Origin of the sequence: Streptomyces sp. NPDC101194 (assembly GCF_044767885.1) — a bacterium.
Taxonomy (GTDB): Bacteria; Actinomycetota; Actinomycetes; order Streptomycetales; family Streptomycetaceae; genus Streptomyces.
Genome location: NZ_JBIWOS010000001.1, coordinates 1 through 15,693 on the forward strand (window position 1 = coordinate 1; position 15,693 = coordinate 15,693).

Annotated in this window: 13 protein-coding genes and 2 rRNA genes; 9 read left to right on the forward strand and 6 right to left on the reverse strand. The window is 69.1% G+C overall.

Annotated elements, in window-relative coordinates:
• Together ACIRP2_RS00005 and rrf are read left to right on the forward strand one after the other, a co-directional pair.
• Positions 1-73: ribosomal RNA gene (locus ACIRP2_RS00005) — 23S ribosomal RNA — on the forward strand; the annotation flags it as partial.
• Between the two features lie 78 nt (positions 74-151).
• Positions 152-268: ribosomal RNA gene (rrf, locus tag ACIRP2_RS00010) — 5S ribosomal RNA — on the forward strand.
• A gap of 118 nt (positions 269-386) precedes the next feature.
• On the opposite strand, the gene ACIRP2_RS00015 is transcribed toward rrf, so the two are convergent.
• From ACIRP2_RS00015 to ACIRP2_RS00035, 5 genes are read right to left on the reverse strand one after another with little or no spacing between them, the layout of a single operon-like run.
• Positions 387-1,697, reverse strand: a complete 1,311-nt coding sequence (locus ACIRP2_RS00015) for a DUF58 domain-containing protein (RefSeq protein ID WP_404247101.1) — start codon at positions 1,695-1,697, stop codon at positions 387-389.
• Positions 1,698-1,707: 10 nt separating this feature from the next.
• Positions 1,708-2,709 (reverse strand): AAA family ATPase, encoded by a 1,002-nt coding sequence (locus ACIRP2_RS00020; RefSeq protein WP_404244884.1) that lies wholly within the window; start codon positions 2,707-2,709, stop codon positions 1,708-1,710.
• Positions 2,706-3,920 (reverse strand): DUF4350 domain-containing protein, encoded by a 1,215-nt coding sequence (locus ACIRP2_RS00025; RefSeq protein WP_404244886.1) that lies wholly within the window; start codon positions 3,918-3,920, stop codon positions 2,706-2,708. The genes ACIRP2_RS00020 and ACIRP2_RS00025 overlap by 4 nt, the downstream gene beginning before the upstream one ends.
• On the reverse strand, positions 3,917-4,606 hold the full coding sequence (locus tag ACIRP2_RS00030; protein ID WP_404244888.1) for a DUF4129 domain-containing protein: 690 nt from the start codon (positions 4,604-4,606) through the stop codon (positions 3,917-3,919). Before ACIRP2_RS00030 ends, ACIRP2_RS00025 begins: the two co-directional genes overlap by 4 nt.
• 4 nt (positions 4,607-4,610) lie before the next feature.
• Entirely contained in the window at positions 4,611-5,813 is a 1,203-nt protein-coding gene (locus ACIRP2_RS00035) for a glycerophosphoryl diester phosphodiesterase membrane domain-containing protein (protein WP_404244890.1), read from the reverse strand.
• Between the two features lie 140 nt (positions 5,814-5,953).
• On the opposite strand from ACIRP2_RS00035, the gene mtnA reads away from it, so the two are divergent.
• The 7 genes from mtnA (at position 5,954) to ACIRP2_RS00070 (ending at position 14,433) form a co-directional block, all read left to right on the forward strand.
• Positions 5,954-7,093, forward strand: coding sequence for an S-methyl-5-thioribose-1-phosphate isomerase (mtnA, locus tag ACIRP2_RS00040; RefSeq protein WP_404244892.1), 1,140 nt, complete (start codon positions 5,954-5,956; stop codon positions 7,091-7,093).
• A 4-nt stretch (positions 7,094-7,097) separates the two neighbouring features.
• Complete coding sequence (gene mtrA / locus ACIRP2_RS00045; RefSeq protein WP_007448372.1) at positions 7,098-7,787, forward strand: two-component system response regulator MtrA; 690 nt, start codon at positions 7,098-7,100, stop codon at positions 7,785-7,787.
• A gap of 1 nt (position 7,788) precedes the next feature.
• Positions 7,789-9,813, forward strand: a complete 2,025-nt coding sequence (mtrB, locus tag ACIRP2_RS00050; protein ID WP_404244894.1) for an MtrAB system histidine kinase MtrB — start codon at positions 7,789-7,791, stop codon at positions 9,811-9,813.
• Positions 9,803-11,665: an LpqB family beta-propeller domain-containing protein gene (locus tag ACIRP2_RS00055; protein WP_404244896.1), complete on the forward strand. Its 1,863-nt coding sequence runs from the start codon at positions 9,803-9,805 to the stop codon at positions 11,663-11,665. The genes mtrB and ACIRP2_RS00055 overlap by 11 nt, the downstream gene beginning before the upstream one ends.
• Before the next feature lie 92 nt (positions 11,666-11,757).
• A complete protein-coding gene (locus ACIRP2_RS00060; protein ID WP_404244898.1) occupies positions 11,758-12,486 on the forward strand; it encodes a ComF family protein in 729 nt (242 codons plus the stop codon).
• 322 nt (positions 12,487-12,808) lie between these two features.
• Positions 12,809-13,498, forward strand: coding sequence for a ribosome hibernation-promoting factor, HPF/YfiA family (hpf, locus tag ACIRP2_RS00065; RefSeq protein WP_404244900.1), 690 nt, complete (start codon positions 12,809-12,811; stop codon positions 13,496-13,498).
• Positions 13,499-13,683: 185 nt separating this feature from the next.
• Positions 13,684-14,433 carry a response regulator gene (locus ACIRP2_RS00070; protein ID WP_404244902.1) on the forward strand — a complete coding sequence of 250 codons (750 nt, stop codon included), beginning with the start codon at positions 13,684-13,686 and terminating at the stop codon, positions 14,431-14,433.
• Between the two features lie 67 nt (positions 14,434-14,500).
• On the opposite strand, the gene ACIRP2_RS00075 is transcribed toward ACIRP2_RS00070, so the two are convergent.
• On the reverse strand, positions 14,501-15,676 hold the full coding sequence (locus ACIRP2_RS00075; RefSeq protein WP_404244904.1) for a winged helix-turn-helix domain-containing protein: 1,176 nt from the start codon (positions 15,674-15,676) through the stop codon (positions 14,501-14,503).
• Between the last annotated feature and the right edge of the window lie 17 nt (positions 15,677-15,693).

Genomic DNA, 15,693 nt, shown 5'->3' on the forward strand with positions numbered 1-15,693 from the left:
GTTGATAGGCCAGATGTGGAAGCCCGGTAACGGGTGGAGCTGACTGGTACTAATAGGCCGAGGGCTTGTCCTCAGTTGCTCGCGTCCACTGTGTTTGTTCTGAAATAACGAACGGCCGTGTTTTTTCCGGTGTTGGTTAATTTCATAGTGTTTCGGTGGTCATTGCGTTAGGGAAACGCCCGGTTACATTCCGAACCCGGAAGCTAAGCCTTTCAGCGCCGATGGTACTGCAGGGGGGACCCTGTGGGAGAGTAGGACGCCGCCGAACTCCTTTTACGGAGAAGCCCCGTGCCCTTGTGGCACGGGGCTTTTCTGCGTTTCAGGGTTAATCGGGCGGGTCCCTCCCCCGATGAGTGGATTCCGTTGATGTAGGTATAGGGGGCCGGTCAGAGGCGACCTGCCTCCTTCAGAGCCAGGTAGGCGTCGGCGAGAGCGGGGGCGAGGTTGTCCGGGGCGGCATCGAGAACCACCGCGCCGTGCCGTCGGAGTTGCTCTGCCGTGTGAAGTCGTCTCGCTCGGGCTTGTGCGCCGGCGGCGGCCTGGTAGACGGCATCCACGCTTCCCCTGGCCTCGGCCATTTTTTCGATGTGCGGGTCAGCCACCGAAGCCACCAGCACGGTGTGGCGCTGAGTCAGTCGGGGGAGGACGGGCAGCAAGCCCTCCTCCACGGGAGCTGCGTCCAGGCCTGTGAGGAGCACGATCAGGGAGCGACGAGGGGCGCCGGTCAGCACGGCAGTGCTCAGTCCCCGGGCATCCGTTTCCACGAGTGCTGGTTCGATCGGTGCCAAGGCATTCACCATGGCCGACAGGACGTCCCCGGCTGACCGGCCCTGGACGTGGGCGCGGATACGGCGGTCGTAGGCGAGCAGATCGACGCGGTCGCCCGCGCGAGTGGCCAGTGCGGTGAGAAGCAGTGCCGCATCCAGTGAGGCGTCGAGACGGGGCACGTCGCCTGCACGACCCGCCGATGTACGGCCGGTGTCCAGGACAACGAGAATGTGGCGGTCACGCTCGGGCCGCCACGTCCGGACTGCGACGGCGGATTGACGTGCCGTGGCTCGCCAGTCGATGGAGCGGGTGTCGTCACCAGGCACGTAGGCACGGAGACTGTCGAATTCCGTGCCGGCTCCACGTGTCAGGACACTGGTGCGGCCATCGAGCTCGCGGAGCCTGGCGAGGCGGGACGGCAGATGCTTACGGCTGGTGAAGGGCGGCAGGACACGTACCGTCCAGGGCACCTCGTGATTTCCCTGGCGGGCCGCCAGCCCCAGAGGCCCGAAGGAGCGGACGGTGACACGCTCGGCCCGGCGGTCACCCCGCCGTGTCGGTCGCAGAGTGGTGCTCACCCGTCGCCGTTCCCCTGCCGGAACCGTCAGCGCATGACGCGACGATGCCTGCTCGGCTCCGGTGGGCCAACTACTGGGGGGCCAGGCATCGCGGAGGTGTGCGCGCAGACGACGGCGGGAAGGATTGGTTACGGTGAGTTGTACGTCTGCGGTCTCACCCAGTCGAACAGTTGTATCGCCGGATCGAGTGAACTTAAGCGTTCGCACTGGTGCAGCCAGGGCGTAGTCGCACAGAATTGCTAGAGAGAGCGGTGCGTTGACCGCGAGCATGCCTGTCCAGCTGGGGGCCAGGATGCCTACTGGGAGTGACCCCAGGGCGGCCAGCAAGGCGGTACGTCCGGTGAGGACCACTTTCACCGCCTCATCGGGGTACGGGTACGTGGGCGAGGACCGCGGTGATGACGGAGTCGGGGGTGACGCCCTCCATCTCCGCTTCGGGCCGCAGCTGGACGCGGTGGCGGAGTGTGGGGAGCGCCAGGGCCTTCACATCGTCCGGAATGACGTAGTCGCGGCCGGTGAGCCAGGCCCAGGCCCGGGCGGTCGACAGCAGAGCGGTAGCGCCTCGGGGAGAGACTCCGAGAGAGAGCGAGGGGGATTCACGCGTGGCACGGCAGATATCGACGACGTAGCCGGCGATCTCGGGGGAGACCTTGGTCCTGGCGACTGCATCGCGGGCGGTTTCCAGGTCTGCTGCCCCGGCGACGGGACGTATGCCCGCTGATTCGAGATCGCGCGGGTCGAAGCCCGTGGAATGCCGGGTGAGGACGCTGATCTCCTCTTCGCGGGAGGGCAGGGGCACCGTCAGTTTGAGGAGGAACCGGTCCAGCTGGGCTTCTGGAAGCGGGTAGGTGCCCTCGTATTCGACGGGATTCTGCGTGGCGGCGACGAGGAACGGGTCGGGCAGGGCGCGGGGGGTTCCGTCGACCGTGACCTGGCGCTCTTCCATTGCTTCCAGAAGGGAGGACTGCGTTTTCGGAGGCGTGCGGTTGATCTCGTCGGCAAGAAGCAGATTGGTGAAGACGGGGCCGGGCTGGAAGGAGAACTCTGCTGTGCGGGCGTCGTAGACGAGTGAGCCCGTGACGTCGCTCGGCATCAGGTCGGGGGTGAACTGGACACGCTTGGTGTCGAGTTCGAGTGAGGCCGCGAGAGCCCGTACCAGGAGGGTCTTGGCTACGCCGGGGACACCTTCGAGAAGGACATGGCCTCGGCAGAGCAGAGCGACGACGAGTCCGGTGACTGCGGGGTCCTGGCCGACCACGGCCTTGGCGATCTCGGAGCGCAGCGCTTCCAGGGATGCGCGGGCTGTGTCGCCGTTCCCGAGAGTCTCGGTGGTGCCGGCGGGCACAGAGAGCGGGGCGCTCATGACGTGCGTACCTCTCTTTCGAGGGTGTCGAGTTGGTCTGCCAGATGTACAAGAGCGGCATCGTCGGACGGAGCAGGACCGAAGAGCAGGGCTTGGAGGTCGCTGTGGGTGGCGCCGAGACGGGCGGAAACAGCAGGGATGAGCGTTGCGGGGGAATGGACATCGCGCGGGGACACGCCGATGAGTGGGGCTATGCGAGTGCGGGTGGCGGAACGCAGCGCATCTGCAGCCCGATCGCGGGCGTTCGCCCTTCGGTAGAGGCGGGCTCGGCCCTCGGCGGATTCGGAGGCCCGTATGGCCACGGGCAGCCGCTCGGTGACCAGGGGGCCCAGACGACGGGCCCGCCAGACGGCGGCGAGCGCAGCGGCGAGCGCGAGTTGCAGGGTGCCCCATAGCCAGCCTCGAGGGATCAGATCGGCGAAGCTGCGGCTGCCCTGAGTGCCGTCGGCATTGTCTCCGCCGTTCCCGGCGGCAGCGGAGGTATCAGCGAGCGAGGGGAGGTACCAGACCAGATGTGGGCGGGAACCAAGAAGTTGAAGGGCCAGGGAGGCGTTGCCCTCGTTGTCGAGTCGGTCGTTGTAGAGAAGGTCGGGGGAACCGAGGAGAACGGTGTCGCCCGCGCTGTGTTCGACCAGGAGCAGGGTGGGAAGGCCCTCGCTCGGGAAGCAGCCGACGGTGTCGAGGCTGTCCGAGGCGTAGCGGAAGCCTCCTGTTTCGACATCGCCGGCGCTGCGGGCGGCAGGCAAGGAGCACTGCGGGGGGAGGGGTACCACCGGTCGCCGGGACTCCGCGCGGACGCCGGGAAGCAGGCTGCTCACGGACGGCGGGCCCGCCGCGAGCAGAACGGTTCGACCGGCCGAGCGCTCGGTCGTGGCGCGCAGTTCGCTCTGCTGGCGTGGTGTCAGCAGATCGGGGGAGGCGACGAGCAACGTGGTGTCGGCGCCGACCTGAGCTGTGGCGTCGACGAGCGTGGTGGCCACGTGAACGGAGACGCCGTGGTCCTTGAGGAGCTCGGCGACGGCCCGGCTGCCGTAGCGGTCGGCGGAGCGGGGGTCGAGGCGACCGTGCTGGTCACCGGAGCGCATGCTTGCCAGAGCGATTCCGGCTGTGAGGAGTACGAGCAGGGCGAGCAGCAGACCGCGGGTGCGGGACCAGAGCTGGCGTGGGGTGCGGGAGGCCGAGGCGGTGGGGGCGGCGGTGACCTCGGTCATTCGACTGCTCCCTGGGCCGCGGATGTCAGGAGAGGCTTCGAGGTCTCGAGATCGAGGTCAAGAGCTCGCAGGTCCAGATACGCCTGCTGGTCCGCGGCGCGGCCGCCGTATGTGACGTCGTCGAATGCTCTGGCGGCCGCGTGGAGTCGCGTGGCGAGTGCAGGCAGCGGATGGCTCGCCTCGGCGGCGGCCTCGTCGGCGGTACGTCCGGGGCGGGGGTCGAGCAGGGCTCGTTCTTCCAGAGCGCGGACGATGGCTCGCATGCGTTCCTGGACCGCCGCGTCCCAACGATGTGCAGCGGCGTGGGTTTCGGCGGCCGTCCGGTGTTCGGCCGCGCTGCGGGGGCTGTCGTCGAAGAGGGCGTCAGAGGAACGCACCGTGCGGTGCGGGGTGCCCAGCCGCCACCAGAGGGCGGCGACCAGGCTGATGACGATCAGTACGAGTACGACAAGGCCGAGCGAGCCGCCCGGCGCAACGCCGGAGGCTGTGCTCAGGAGATCCCCGATCCAGCCCCAGAGACGGTCGATGCCGCGTTGGAGGAGGTTGGGATCGTTCTCGTGGTACATCGGTTTGGACAACTCGTGCCGTGCCGCCTCGCGGGCGGGGACACGTGGAGTGTCGACAGGTGTGCCGCCGCTCGTGCGGATCAGTAGCCGTGCCGTTGCCGCGCCCCCCGCCCCCGACATGGCATCAGCTCCTGGTGTCGTATCCGGGCAGGCCGGCTGCGCGGGCGAGTTCGAGGTCGAGTGCCTCGCGACGGATGCGCTGATCGATGTAGAGCAGGGCCATCACGCCGGCGGAGAGCGGGTAGGTGATCGTCGCGGTGATCACTTGGCCGATGCCGGAGACGATCAGGAACGGCCAGCCGAAGTCCGTGGAGCCTTCGCTGAGGAAGCGGTCGATACCGCCGCCGTCCACGGTCATCGCGATGATGCTGAACGGGATGGCGATGATCACGGACACGACGAGTGTCAGCAGGCAGGTCAGAGCCAGGACGCCGAAGGTCCGCCACCACGCCCCCTTGACCAGCTTGTCGGAGCGACGCATGGAGGTCGTGATCGATTGCCGCTCCAGCATCAGGGCCGGCGAGGCGAGGCAGAAGCGGACCATCAGCCAGATGACGACGACGAACGCGGCCAGGAGCCCGATGACGACGAGCCCTGCGCCTGCGGTGGAGCCGATCAGCATGCCCGGCAACAGGCCGACCGTCATGATGGCGGCGCTGATCAGGGTCAGCAGCAGCGTGAGCCCCAGGAGCTGAGGAAGGCGGGGACGGGCCTCGCGCCATGCGTCGGCGAGTGTCACCGGGCGGCCCAGCACCGAGCGGCTGATCACCACGGTCAGTACGGATGTCGTGATCAGCGTGGCGATCATGGTGATGAGCAGGGACGGCACGCTGTTGATGAGTGCCGACTGCGCCGAGTCGGCGCTCTGCCGGAGTGCCTCCGGGCCGGTGGCGTTCGGGTCGATCGCTGCGGGTTCCGGCAGCAGATAGCGTTGCACAAGGGTGATCGCGACCTGGGCGATCACGGACACGGTCAACGTGATGCCGAGGACCGCGCGCCAGTGGGCGCGCATCGTGGAGACCGCGCCGTCGAGGATCTCGCCGACGCCGAGTGGCCGGAGCGGGATGACACCGGGCTTGGCCGCCACAGGCGGCGGCCCCCAGCCGTGGCCCTGAGGCCCTCCGCCCCAGCCGGGGGCCGGGGGAGGTGCGCCGGGGCCCGTGCCAGGAGCGCCAGGTGGGGACCACTGCCCTGCGGGCGGCTGAGTGGGGGACCAGTTCGCCGCCGGGCCGCTGCCGTCGATGGGCTCGGAAGGCCGGGGGACGCCTGCCCCCTGACCCTCGGAGGGGGCAGATCCGGGCGAGGCCCAGCCCGGAGTGTCGTTCATTCTCGCTCCTTCATGGTCCTGTCCGCGCATCGGGACGGCAGGTTGGCAGCCATCGTGCCACGCGTTGCTCGGGTACGGGTCTGGCGTCGTATCTCGTTCGTGCCTTCATTTGTGGGCGCCTCACCGGGCAGACTGGGCGGATGGCTGATCAGGACGCGCAATCGCGGATGGGCATCGAGCCTCACGCCGTACTTCGCTGGGAAGACCTCCCGGACGGCCCCGCACTGGTGCTTCTCGACCAGACGCGACTGCCTGTCGAGGAAGTCGAGCTGGTGTGCACCGATGTGCCCGCGCTGGTGCGGGCGATTCGGGTGCTGGCAGTACGTGGAGCGCCGTTGCTGGGCATCGCGGGGGCTTACGGGGTGGCTCTCGCAGCGGTGCGAGGCGATGACGTGGTGGAGGCCGCGGGGCTGCTGGAGCGGTCGAGGCCCACCGCGGTGAATCTTGGATACGGGGTGCGGCGGGCAGTCGGGGCGTACCGGGCGGCAGTCGGGAAGGGGGCCGGTCCGGAGCGGGCCGCCGAGGCGGCGCTGGCCGAGGCCCGGGCACTGCACCGGGAAGATGCCGAGGCCAGCGGGCGTATGGCGCGACACGGGCTCGCTCTACTGGACGAACTGCTGCCGGGTCCCGTCCATCAACTGCTGACCCACTGCAATACAGGGGCGCTCGTCTCGGGTGGTGGGGGCACTGCTTTCGCGGTGGCGCTCGGGGCACACCGGGAGGGCCGGCTGCGCCGGCTGTGGGTGGATGAGACCCGTCCCCTGCTGCAGGGGACGCGCCTGACCGCATACGAGGCCGCGCGCAACGGCATGCCGTACAGCCTGCTCACGGACAACGCCGCAGGCTCGCTGTTCGCCGCGGGGAAGGTGGACGCCGTGCTCATCGGGGCGGACCGCATCGCCGCGGACGGATCGGTGGCGAACAAGGTGGGCAGCTACCCGCTGGCGGTGCTCGCGAAGTACCACCACGTACCGTTCATCGTCGTGGCGCCGACCACGACCGTCGATCTGGACACCGTGGACGGGGCGTCGATCAACGTCGAGCAGCGACCCGGGAGCGAAGTGACGGAGTTCACATCCTTGCGGGCGGAGGCCGCGGGCGGGGACGTCGGCGGCCTGCTCGTGGCGCCCGTGGGCGCCCCGGCGTACAACCCCGCGTTCGACATCACACCGCCGGAGCTGGTCACGGCGATCGTCACGGAGGGGGGCGTGGTTTCCCCGGTCACGGGGGTCGGACTGGCAGAGCTGTGTGCCAGATCATCGCAGGTAACGATTAGCTAATGGGATGATGTCGATTATGAAGGGACGCGTCCTTGTCGTCGACGACGACACCGCACTGGCCGAGATGCTCGGGATTGTGCTGCGTGGTGAGGGGTTCGAGCCGTCGTTCGTAGCGGACGGCGACAAGGCACTTGCCGCATTTCGAGAGGCCAAGCCGGACCTGGTCCTGCTGGATCTGATGCTGCCCGGCAGGGACGGCATCGAGGTCTGCAGGTTGATCAGGGCTGAGTCGGGTGTGCCGATCGTCATGCTCACTGCCAAGAGCGACACGGTTGATGTGGTGGTGGGTCTGGAGTCCGGGGCCGACGACTACATCGTGAAGCCGTTCAAACCTAAGGAGTTGGTTGCCCGGATCAGGGCACGTCTGCGGAGGTCGGAGGAACCGGCGCCGGAGCAGCTGACCATCGGGGATCTGGTCATCGATGTGGCCGGTCACTCGGTGAAGAGGGAGGGGCAGTCGATCGCCCTCACCCCGCTGGAGTTCGATCTGCTGGTCGCGCTCGCCCGCAAGCCGTGGCAGGTCTTCACCCGTGAGGTGCTGCTGGAGCAGGTGTGGGGGTACCGTCACGCAGCCGACACCCGGCTGGTGAACGTGCATGTCCAGCGACTGCGCTCGAAGGTCGAGAAGGACCCGGAGAGGCCCGAGATCGTGGTGACCGTCCGAGGGGTCGGTTACAAGGCCGGACCGAGCTGACATGCCCCTGGGTAGCGCTGCTCCGCAGCCCGGGGAGCCGGGAGCCCGTGCGGAGCGGGCTGCTGCTCCAGGACACAAGGCGTCCCAGGTGGGGCGTCTTCTGCAGGGCGGCCGGTTGATCCAGGACCGGGCGCTCGGCGGTCCTGTGCCGCGATTGCTGATGCGTTGGGTGCGGCGTCCGCTGCTGCCGGCCGTGCGGCTGTGGCGGCGGAATCTGCAGCTGAGGGTCGTGGCGGGCACGCTGCTCATGTCGCTCGGTGTGGTGCTGCTGCTCGGCTTCGTCGTGATCGGGCAGGTGCGCAACGGCCTTCTCGACGCGAAGGGCAAGGCTGCCCAGACCCAGGCCGCCGGCGGTTTTGCCGCAGCCCAGGAGAAGGCCAACGCTCCGCTCGTCCCCGGCGGGCAGGGCGGTGACGCGACGGACGGCACGACGGCCAACAACTCCTGGCGGACCGAACTCGTCGATCAGCTCGCCAGCGGCGGCAAGAACGCCTTCAACGTGGTGGCGCTCAGTGCCGACGAGGGCACCCGCGCTCCGCGCGGCTCGGGCAGCGTGGAGGCGGTGAGTATTCCGCAGAGCCTGCGGGACTCTGTGAACAAGGGCCCCGGGGCGTTCCAGACGTACTCCTGGATCCAGTACGCGAACGGGCAGCCGTCGCAGCCCGGACTCGTCGTGGGCAAACGGCTGTACGACATCGACCACAATCCGTACCAGCTGTACTACCTCTTCCCGCTGACGCAGGAGGAGAAGTCATTGACGCTGGTCAGGGGAACGCTGGCAACAGCGGGACTGTTCGTCGTGGTGCTGCTCGGGGCCATCGCGTGGTTCGTCGTGCGGCAGGTCGTCACACCCGTGCGGATGGCGGCGGGCATCGCCGAGCGGCTCTCCGCCGGCAGGCTCCAGGAGCGGATGAAGGTCACGGGCGAGGACGACATCGCGCGGCTCGGTGAGGCCTTCAACAAGATGGCGCAGAATCTGCAGCTGAAGATCCAGCAGTTGGAGGAGCTGTCGCGGATGCAGCGGCGCTTCGTCTCCGATGTCTCCCACGAGCTGCGGACACCGCTCACGACCGTGCGGATGGCCGCCGATGTCATCCACGAGGCCCGCAGCGACTTCGATCCCGTGACGGCGCGCTCGGCGGAGCTGCTCGGGGATCAACTCGACCGGTTCGAGTCGCTGCTCTCCGATCTGCTGGAGATCAGCCGGTTCGACGCCGGCGCCGCGGCGCTGGAGGCCGAGCCGATAGATCTGCGACAGGTCGTGCGACGGGTGATCGGCGGGGCCGAGCCGCTGGCCGAGCGCAAGGGCACCCGGATCCGGGTGGTCGGTGACGAGCAGCCGGTGATCGCGGAGGCCGACGCACGGCGGGTCGAACGCATCCTGCGCAACCTGGTGGTCAACGCCGTGGAGCACGGCGAGGGCCGGGATGTCGTGGTGCGGATGGGGGTGGCCGGCGGCGCGGTCGCCGTGGCCGTCCGGGACTACGGTGTGGGGCTCAAGCCGGGCGAGGCAACGAGGGTGTTCAACCGCTTCTGGCGGGCCGACCCGGCCCGCGCGCGGACGACCGGCGGCACCGGACTCGGACTGTCCATCGCCGTGGAGGACGCGAGGCTGCACGGCGGCTGGCTGCAGGCATGGGGCGAGCCGGGCGGCGGCTCGCAGTTCCGGCTCACCCTGCCGCGTACGGCGGACGAACCGCTGCGTGGATCGCCGATACCGCTGGAACCCGAGGATTCCCGGCGCAACCGGGAGAACCGGGAGCGAGCCGCGACTGCTCCCACGATCGGGAGCGAGCACCGGCTGACGGCGGTGCCGCCGCAGTCCGGAGGCAACGACCGCGCCGCACTGCCCGTACCCTCGCGTGCTCCCGTGGCTTCCCGCACGGCGCCGGTCTCGGTGCATCCGGCGGCCCTGCCGGGGAGCGGCGCACGCGTGGTCGCGCGCCCCGCCGAGGAACGACCGGATGGAGATTTGGACACTGCAGGGCAGGACCCGGACCGGGGGGACACGAACCATGGGCACTGACCGTCACAGGGGCGGCCATGAGCGTGTACCGGGGCTGGTCGCACTGCTCGGATGCGGTGTCCTGCTGCTGTCCGCGTGCAGCTCGATGCCCGTCACCGGGGACGTCAAGGCTGTGGACGCGTCGCAGCCCGGTGACTCCCAGGTACAGGTGTACGCGGTGGCGCCGCGCGACAACGCCACCCCCGAGGAGGTCGTCGACGGCTTCCTGGAGTCCATGACCAGCGATGACCCGGGCTTCAGGACGACCCGCATGTACCTGACGAAGAAGGCGGCGAGCAAGTGGAGGCCGAGCGCGTTCACGACGGTGCTCACCAAGGCGCCGAACCGGAGCGACCGCCCCTTCCGCGACAGAGACCCCGGTGTCACGGACGTCACCTACACCCTGACCGGTGAGAAGGTGGCAACGGTCGACGCCCAGAGCGCCTATCAGCCGCTCGCGCCCACGGACTACAACCAGACGCTGCGCCTGGTGAGAGAGAACGGGCCGGAGGGCAAGGAGTGGCGCATCGATGGCGTGCCGGACGGTCTTCTGCTCGGGCAGTCGGACTTCAAACGCCTCTACCGTTCCGTCGACAAGTACTACTTCGCCGCAGGGCGGGCGGAGGCTCGGTCGACCCTCGTCGCCGACCCCGTCTACCTCCGCAGCCGGACGGACCCTGCCACCACGATGGACACCGTGACCCAGGCCGTCCGAAGCCTGCTGGTGGGGCCGACCAGTTGGCTGCGCCCGGTGGTCCGCTCCAGCTTCCCCGCAGGTACGACGCTGAAGAAGGGCGTCACCTCCCTGACCCCCGACGACCGCAATGTTCTGAAGGTCCCGCTCAGCAAGAAGGCGGACGGCGTCGGGCAGCGCTCCTGTCGCATGATGGCCTCTCAGATCCTCTACACCTTGAGGGACCTGACGTCCGCACGGGTCGAGCAGGTCGAGCTCCAACGCTCCGACGGCTCCCCGCTGTGCGTTCTCGGGACGGATCAGGCGGAGGAGTTCGCCCCGGACGGCTCGTCGAGCGGTCCGGACAGTCAGTACTTCATCGACGACAAGGGGCATGTGGAGCGCATTCCCGGTAGCACCAAGGGCAGTGGCACTCCGGAGACGGTGACCGGCCCGCTCGGCCATGGGCCGGTGCGGATGGGCGCGGTCGGTGTGGCGAGGGACGAGCAGTCGGCGGCTGCGGTCTCGCGGGACAAGAAGGCTCTCTATGTGTCGTCCATCGTCTCGGACGGCGAGCTTCCGGCTGCCTCGGTGACCAGCAAGGCAGCGAACCAGAACGACCGTCTGTCGGTGCCGAGCTGGGACGGCCGGGGTGACCTCTGGGTGGCCGACCGGGATCCCGGCAACCGCAGGCTGCTGCGACTGGCCGGCGGGGAGGGCAGGCCCGAGGAGGTCTCCGTGCCGAGCCTGGACGGTCGGATCGAGGCGCTGCGGATGTCCGCGGACGGAGTGAGGATCGCGCTCCTGGTGACCCAGGACGGCCACACCACGTTGAAGATCGGCCGTATCGAGCGGCACGGGCCGGAGACGGATCAGCAGGTCTCGGTGGTGGAGTTGCGCCAGGCCGCCCCCCAGCTGACGGACGTGACCGCGATGTCGTGGTCGGGCAGGAGCCGTCTCGTGGTGGTCGGCAAGGAGCAGGGCGGCGTCCAGCAGGTGCGCTATGTGCAGGTGGACGGTTCGACGCCCGCGTCCGGTGTTCTGCCCGGCGTGAACCAGGTGTCGTCGGTCGCTGCGGCTGACGACGAGCAGTTGCCGCTGATGGCGGCCACGTCGAGTGACGGGATAGTGAAGCTGTCGCCGGGTGACAACTGGCAGACGGTGGTCAAGCAAGGCTGGTCACTGGTCTACCCGGGCTGAGACCCCGCAAGTCCGGGCCGGGAAACCGTGCGCGCGGCGCCGCGTTTTCCACAGGGGTGGCCGGGTGCCTTCGAGGGGGGCACAGTGGAGTCATGCGGGGGTGGTGGCGGGAGATCTCCGGACTGGTCCTGCCGGTGTCCTGTGGCGGCTGCGGCAGGCCGCGCACGGAGCTGTGCGAGGAGTGCCGGGCGGACCTGTGCGGCCGGGCGCCGCGCCGGGTGAGGCCGGTGCCGGAGCCCAGGGGCCTGCCGGTGGTGCATGCGGCGGCCGGCTACGAGAACGCGGTGCGTGCGGTGCTCCTGGCCCATAAGGAGCGGGGTGCCCTGGGGCTTGCCGGGCCGCTCGGCAAGGCGCTGGCGGGGGCCGTACGGGCCGGGGTGGGGCATGCGGGCGTGGTCGGCCCGCTGCTGCTCGTCCCCGTGCCGTCGACGCGGCGGGCCGTGGCGGCGCGGGGCCACGATCCGACGCGGCGGATCGCGCTGGCAGCCGCAGGCGAGCTGCGGCGCCGTGGTACTGGGGCCCGGGTGGTCGCGGTGCTCCGACAGCGGCGTCCGGTGGCCGATCAGGCGGGGCTCGGAGCCCGGCAGCGGCAGGCGAATCTCGCGGGGGCCCTGGAGGTCGTGGCCGGGGGTGAACGGCTGCTTGCGGCCGGACGGGTGGTGCTGGTGGACGACCTTCTGACGACCGGTGCCTCGCTGGCCGAGGCGGCCCGGGCGATCGCGGCCGTGGGCGGGCGCGACGGCGTCGCACACGGCAGTGGGCTGGCGGCTGTTGTCGCAGTTTCTCCGTCGGCCTTCGAAATAAACCGGAACTGTCAGTGAACTTGCATCGTTGCAGGTAGTGGGTGAGTAAAAAGCCCTGAACGGAGGTACGTGCGAGTAGCAGGTGCCGACATCAGGCCCGGCAGGCTATGTTCGGTTGTGAGGAATGGTGAATGCCGGACCTCGAGGAATGCACCGCCAGGTTTCGGGCAGGCAACTCACCAGTAGTCCGGAAGCAGGGAATTCGGTGGGGTGGAGACCCTGCCGACGGGGGAGGAGGAGGTGGAAGTCACCGAGTCCGCGGCTCCGGTGATCACCGGAGCCTGGTGCAAAAGGGAGACGCTCCGCCGCTGAGCGGAGCGATCCGGGAACGGAGTTCTGCGTGGACATCGTCGTCAAGGGCCGCAAGACCGAGGTGCCGGAGCGGTTCCGCAAGCACGTGGCCGAGAAGCTGAAGCTGGACAAGATCCAGAAGTTCGACGGCAAGGTGATCAGCCTCGACGTCGAGGTGTCCAAGGAGCCGAACCCCCGTCAGGCCGATCGTTCCGACCGGGTGGAGATCACGCTCCGTTCGCGTGGGCCGGTCATCCGGGCGGAAGCAGCCGCAGGCGACCCGTACGCAGCGTTGGACCTGGCCACCGGCAAGTTGGAGGCGCGGCTGCGCAAGCAGCACGACAAGCGCTACAGCCGCCGTGGCAACGGCCGGATTCCCGCTGCGGAAGTCGCCGAGGCCGTGCCGGGCGCGGCGTCGTTCAACGGCGAGGGCGATCTGGTGGGCAGTGAGACGGGCCAGACCGTGCCCACCACCAGGTTCGGCTCGCTGGAGGTGCAGGGCGAGGGTCCGCTGGTGATGCGCGAGAAGACGCATGTCGCCGCACCGATGTCGCTCGATCAGGCGCTCTACGAAATGGAGCTGGTCGGGCACGACTTCTATCTGTTCGTCGACTCCGAGACGAAGGAACCCAGTGTCGTCTACCGGCGGCATGCCTATGACTACGGTGTCATTCACCTGAGGACCGATCCGTTGGCCGCCGATGAGGCGGGCGGCGCGGGCGGTGCGCTCGGCGGCTGACGCCACGCTTCCGCGGTGCCCCTGGAGCGTCTGTGCGCCCCCAGGGGCATCCGTGTGCGGGCACGGGATCGCCGCTCCGACGGCCAGGCATGAAATCATGTCGTCCCAAGCCAACCGGTGCTCTGTGAACTGCCGTTGGCGGACAGTTTGTGAACTTCAGGCCATGGCCTTCAGGGGGAGGAACGATGGCGGACACCTTCGGGCCCGTGCGCGATGCGAATGACGCCGGTGGCGCTGCCGGTACCGGCGCCGACACGGAAAGCGGTTCCCGCAAGGAGCCGATCCGGGTCCTCGTGGTGGACGACCACGCTCTTTTCCGCAGAGGACTGGAGATCGTCCTCGCCCAGGAGGAGGACATCCAGGTCGTCGGCGAGGCGGGTGACGGGGCGGAGGCGGTCGACAAGGCGGCCGATCTGCTGCCCGACATCGTGCTGATGGATGTACGGATGCCGAGGCGCGGGGGCATCGAGGCCTGTACGTCCATCAAGGAGGTGGCCCCCAGTGCGAAGATCATCATGCTGACGATCAGCGACGAGGAAGCCGACCTCTACGACGCGATCAAGGCGGGCGCCACGGGCTATCTCCTCAAGGAGATCTCGACGGACGAGGTGGCCACGGCGATTCGCGCGGTGGCCGACGGGCAGTCCCAGATCAGCCCCTCCATGGCGTCCAAACTGCTCACCGAGTTCAAGTCGATGATCCAGCGGACCGACGAGCGCCGGCTGGTACCCGCGCCGCGGCTCACCGACCGTGAGCTCGAAGTCCTGAAACTCGTTGCAACGGGCATGAACAATCGCGATATCGCGAAGGAGCTGTTCATTTCCGAGAACACCGTGAAGAACCACGTGCGCAACATTCTGGAGAAGCTGCAGCTGCACTCCAGGATGGAGGCCGTGGTCTATGCCATGCGGGAGAAGATCCTGGAGATCAGGTGACCTCTGCGACGACGGGACCGAATGGATCGAACAGGTCGGTGCCGGGTAAAGGCAAGGGAATGCGGGCTCACGCCAGAGCGCGGGCGACTTCCTGAGCGAGCGGCCCGCGCAGTTCCGGTGCGTCGACCCGCTCCAGCCGGACATCCGTGCAGCCGACCCAGGACGCGGCCTCCACCAGAGCCTCGGCCATCGGCACCACGGCCTTCCGGTTCTCCAGGGACACCTGACGGGCCACCAGCGTGCTGCCCTCGCGAGCCGGGTCGACGCGGCCCTGCAGCTTTCCGCCCGCCAGCAGTGGCATCGCGAAGTAGCCGTGTATCCGCTTGGGCTTGGGGACATAGGCCTCCAGGCGGTGCGTGAAACCGAAGATCCGCTCGGTGCGCGCCCGCTCCCAGACCAGCGAGTCGAACGGCGACAACAGGGTCGTGCGATGCCGCCCGCGCGGCTCCGAGGCCAGCGCCGCCGGGTCCGCCCAGGCCGGCTTCGTCCAGCCCCGCACCGTCACCGGCACCAGACCGGAGTCGGCCACGACGGCGTCGAACTGCTCCCCCTTGAGCCGGTGGTAGTCCGCGATGTCCGCGCGGGTGCCGATGCCCAGGGACCGCCCCGCGAGCGCGACCAGCCGGCGCAGGCACTCCGCGTCGTCCAGATCGTCGTGCAGCACGGCGTCGGGCAGGGCCCGCTCGGCGAGGTCGTACACCCGCTTCCAGCCGCGCCGCTCGGTGCACACCACCTCCCCGTACATCAGGGCGCGCTCGACGGCGACCTTCGACTCCGACCAGTCCCACCACTCCCCGCCGTTCTTCGCGCCGCCCAGCTCCGTCGCCGTCAGCGGGCCCTCGGTGCGCAGCTGCTTGATCACCGTTTCGTACGCGCCGTCCGGCAGGTCGTGGTGCCAGTGGGGGCGCGAGCGGTAGGCGCGGCGGCGGAACGCGAAGTGCGGCCACTCCTCGACCGGCAGGATGCATGCCGCGTGCGACCAGTACTCGAAGGTGCGACCGCCCGACCAGTACGCCCCCTCGACCGCGTGCCGGCCGATCGCGCCGAGGCGCGCGTACGGAATCAGTTCGTGCGAACGCGCGAGCACCGAGATCGTGTCGAGCTGCACGGCGCCGAGATGCCGCAGCACACCCGGAACCCCGACCCGGCGGTCCGGAGCACCCAGGAAGCCCTGGGCGCGCAGGGCGATCCTGCGCGCCTGGTCGGCGGAGAGTTCGGCGGCGGGGGGCGGCACAGACGTCATGTCCCGCACCCTAGAGG

Coding starts and splice junctions, on each gene's coding strand:
- ACIRP2_RS00025 (WP_404244886.1), bottom strand. CDS start 3,920: ATGACCGAGGTCACCGCCGCCCCCACCGCCTCGGCCTCCCGCACCCCA.
- ACIRP2_RS00035 (WP_404244890.1), bottom strand. CDS start 5,813: ATGAACGACACTCCGGGCTGGGCCTCGCCCGGATCTGCCCCCTCCGAG.
- ACIRP2_RS00055 (WP_404244896.1), top strand. CDS start 9,803: ATGGGCACTGACCGTCACAGGGGCGGCCATGAGCGTGTACCGGGGCTG.
- mtrA (WP_007448372.1), top strand. CDS start 7,098: ATGATGTCGATTATGAAGGGACGCGTCCTTGTCGTCGACGACGACACC.
- mtrB (WP_404244894.1), top strand. CDS start 7,789: ATGCCCCTGGGTAGCGCTGCTCCGCAGCCCGGGGAGCCGGGAGCCCGT.
- mtnA (WP_404244892.1), top strand. CDS start 5,954: ATGGCTGATCAGGACGCGCAATCGCGGATGGGCATCGAGCCTCACGCC.
- ACIRP2_RS00075 (WP_404244904.1), bottom strand. CDS start 15,676: ATGACGTCTGTGCCGCCCCCCGCCGCCGAACTCTCCGCCGACCAGGCG.
- ACIRP2_RS00070 (WP_404244902.1), top strand. CDS start 13,684: ATGGCGGACACCTTCGGGCCCGTGCGCGATGCGAATGACGCCGGTGGC.
- ACIRP2_RS00030 (WP_404244888.1), bottom strand. CDS start 4,606: ATGTCGGGGGCGGGGGGCGCGGCAACGGCACGGCTACTGATCCGCACG.
- ACIRP2_RS00020 (WP_404244884.1), bottom strand. CDS start 2,709: ATGAGCGCCCCGCTCTCTGTGCCCGCCGGCACCACCGAGACTCTCGGG.
- ACIRP2_RS00060 (WP_404244898.1), top strand. CDS start 11,758: ATGCGGGGGTGGTGGCGGGAGATCTCCGGACTGGTCCTGCCGGTGTCC.